General features: G+C 55.6%; 4 protein-coding genes. All 4 read right to left on the bottom strand.

Features of this window, described 5'->3' with window-relative positions:
- Nucleotides 1-404: hypothetical protein (locus ACTJKJ_RS27235; protein ID WP_440823305.1), on the bottom strand; the 404-nt coding region annotated here is incomplete at its 3' end.
- An 805-nt stretch (nucleotides 405-1,209) separates the two neighbouring features.
- Nucleotides 1,210-1,653, bottom strand: coding sequence for an SMI1/KNR4 family protein (locus tag ACTJKJ_RS27230; RefSeq protein ID WP_440823303.1), 444 nt, complete (start codon nucleotides 1,651-1,653; stop codon nucleotides 1,210-1,212).
- A gap of 20 nt (nucleotides 1,654-1,673) precedes the next feature.
- A complete protein-coding gene (locus ACTJKJ_RS27225; RefSeq protein ID WP_440823301.1) occupies nucleotides 1,674-2,108 on the bottom strand; it encodes a hypothetical protein in 435 nt (144 codons plus the stop codon).
- A 2-nt stretch (nucleotides 2,109-2,110) separates the two neighbouring features.
- Nucleotides 2,111-2,881 (bottom strand): hypothetical protein (locus tag ACTJKJ_RS27220; RefSeq protein WP_440823299.1); only part of this gene is annotated, 771 nt, incomplete at its 5' end.

Raw genomic sequence — 2,881 nt, 5'->3', positions numbered from 1 at the left:
GCGTCATAGCTCATGCGCTGGAGCAACTGCCCGCCCTCATCGATGATCGCGATGGTCGAACCCAGGTGGTCCTTGAGAAAGAACCTCGCGTTCCTCGTTCCCGCCGTGTCGGCACTGATCGCCATGCCTGCGATCCGCTCCTCCACGAAGCCATCGGCCCCCAGGCTCGTGCGGATGATCGTCACGCCCTTCTCGGCGTCGATCTCCTTCTCCACCGCCCCCGCGTAGATGACCGTGTTGACGGTGCCTTGCGGCTGTCCGCCGCTCATCGTCCTCACGACCTGCCGCACCCGCTCGTGATCCGGCCCGTACACGAACTCGGTGCGCTGCACAGCTTGTCCGCCCGAGAGCTTGTCGATGCTCAGTGGCGTATCGGCCGCGGTCCACGTGTACGCCCGGTTCAACCCATTGACTAGATTCCCGTTGTAGAGCGGTCGGCTCGAGCTCACGCCGGTACAGACGCCGTCCGTCGGCGGTGGGCCGCAACGTCTGCTGAGCTACAGAAACACGTGCCTCTTGCCCTAACAACAGCTCGTCCGCAAATTTCTGCCGCAGCACCTCTTCAATCAAATTGGCGGCGGGCGAGGCCACGAGGACGGCCTTGATCGCCAAGCACTACGTGGCCAACCAAGCGTATGCATGATGCCGTGATCGCGGACCTAGTAGCGGAGCCATCTCATCCCACAGGCCTTCACTTTGCACAGCTCGAGTCACTAAAGCCTCGATGAGTCCCGTCGCGACTGCCGTTACCAACTCTTGGTCGCCACTCTCCATAGCGTGCTCAATCAAAAACAACGAGCGGCGGTTCGCCTCGACGCCAGCGCTACCAAACTCCTCGGCAATCCGATTTCCAAGGGCGGCAAAGAGCGTCGTCACAGGCGGCGCTTCCGGCTGCCATTCGTCAAGAACTTCCTGGTGTGCAGCTTGTGCACCACTAGAAGCCGAGACCAACAAGCAAACAAGCTCTTCACAGCCCTTTATAACCATACGCCCAACGCATTGCTCATATTAACAACTTAGGCATACCGCAAAGCGCTCAATAAGTGCATCGCTACTCTCGAGTGTCAGCAAGTACGTCAAATCTGCCTCACGGCATCTCCCCAGGGAATCGCACTAGGCAGTTCGTGAACCACTCCGTTACGAGCAACTAGAATCGGCCCACTACCTGCAAGAGCAGAAGAAGAATTGCATCACCGTACAAGCAAATTGCTAGTGTTCAAACATGCGGATTTTTGAAGTGAATTCGTCAAAACTTGCCGCCACCTCGTAAATATCACAGATGGGCCTGTCCAGATCGCAATAAATCACCTTAGGCTCGTTGCCCGATTCTAGATTTAGGCAAAATAAGTTACCGCCGGAGTCACATGCTATTGGCAGTAGGTCTGGAATGGGGCAGCGTAGCTCCACCAATTCTTTATTCCATTCCAGGCAATCCGTTGCAACATCCCTTCCGATGCCAAAAAAAACCTGAACATCGGTTGGCGATTGCGGATGCCCAGGAATATCAATTGTGTCAGGATCGGGTCGACAGCCATTATGCTCCAGTAGAAATCGGCGATATGATTCTGGAAATGAAATCCCAAAATCATGTTCGGCAGAATCAACATCTTGCCCGGAGAGCTTTGGCCCCTGGTCTTTAATTCGAATTCTCATGGCGCCATCTTCCTTTGCGGCTACTGAACGGCAGTCAGGGTATCAGCACCATCGTACTCGGCGAAGTGAGACACAATTGGCTCAATGACCCCATCGCGGATACGCGCTCCAAATACGTACCGTTTCCCGGGTGCCTTCCAAAATGCCTGATCGACGTTTGAGATTGCAAACTCCGCATCACAGGCAATGCAAGGCTGATCTGCAGCGTACCAGAACACCAAAAGTGGGTCGTTGCCAATGAGGGTCGTGTGAAGCCAATCGAGTTGTTGCGACTCTGTCAGCGTTGATAGATCAACTTTGCTGCCCTTCATCTGGCTCCAATCAAGCCCCCCTCCGCCGAGAAGCCAGGGGAGTTGGTTCAGATAGGCGCCCAGTTGTGTCGCAACCGTTGCTGGCACGACCTTGGCCTTGCCTGTGCTCAGCCACTGCTCGATGTGTTCGCTGGCAATGTACATAGTCAATTTTTCGGAAAGTGCTGAAGTGTCTGCCAGAACTGATCCAAGGTTCCGCCTTCGATCTTATTGGCGCCATACAACCAATCGGCTCGCTTCGGACCTGCGCTCCGATCCCACCAGTTGACGTGGAATCCCTTTTTCGGATCAAAGTCGAGCCGCCATCCGCGCAGGCCGTCCGGGCTCATCCTGCCGGTAATCTGCCCTTTGAGAGGACCGATTTCCTGAATAAAGTTGACGGCGTCATCACCAAGACCGGAAAGCTGCCGAGCCGAAGCACGAGCCTCGTTCAGACCCTTGAAGTTTGCTACGTTTTCGACCCCTTTAGAGAGCGCCTTTGCGGCGGAAGCGGCTGCGCTTTCCGCAGCTCCGCCCCCAATACTGAAGGCGCGCCCCACCGGGAAAATTACTCCGAGAAGGTCGACGTCAAAGGTCTCTAACGCCTGATGTTTCTCAAGGTACTTCGAGTAAATTTGCCACAGAACTTCGTTCCGTTCTGAACACTCTATTGTTGGCGACTTGCAACCTCGGCCCTGCCAGACGTCTTGCGCCTCACGCAATATATCCTCGGCAGACTTGACAGCCTGCTTTGGCTTGTTGGGTAGCCGTATGTCACCTTTTTCGTCTTGCTCCAGATCTCCAGGCCATATGCAAACCCACATGGCAGGACACTTCCGTTCGTCCTTCTTGGTAGCAGCCTCGTTCGCTTGAGATGCGAACGCCCAGAACGGATTGCTGAGCGTCGTGAAGACCGCCTCTGGCCCTAGCCCCGTCGG

Origin of the sequence: Roseateles sp. 22389 (assembly GCF_052044995.1) — a bacterium.
Classification (GTDB): domain Bacteria; phylum Pseudomonadota; class Gammaproteobacteria; order Burkholderiales; family Burkholderiaceae_C; genus Roseateles.
Note: the sequence above shows the minus strand (reverse complement) of the source record. Positions and strands in the feature narration are given on the sequence as shown.